General features: G+C 55.9%; 2 tRNA genes. Both read right to left on the reverse strand.

Annotated elements, in window-relative coordinates:
* Positions 1-76: transfer RNA gene (locus ACVDHI_RS20790), tRNA-Ala, on the reverse strand.
* A 48-nt stretch (positions 77-124) separates the two neighbouring features.
* A tRNA-Ala gene (locus ACVDHI_RS20795) sits at positions 125-200 on the reverse strand.
* Between the last annotated feature and the right edge of the window lie 106 nt (positions 201-306).

A 306-nucleotide genomic window follows, 5' to 3' on the forward strand; every position in this document is an offset into this window, starting at 1 on the left:
TGGTGGAGCTACGCGGGATCGAACCGCGGACCTCTTGCATGCCATGCAAGCGCTCTCCCAGCTGAGCTATAACCCCAAATTCGGTACTGAATGAATGGTTCTGGCGGCCATTCATCCTCAATAATGGTGGAGCTACGCGGGATCGAACCGCGGACCTCTTGCATGCCATGCAAGCGCTCTCCCAGCTGAGCTATAACCCCGATGTGTGTGAGTGACACTGAATCACTCTGAATTTGGTGGAGCTACGCGGGATCGAACCGCGGACCTCTTGCATGCCATGCAAGCGCTCTCCCAGCTGAGCTATAA

It is taken from the genome of Aeromonas sp. 25-248, from assembly GCF_053005425.1.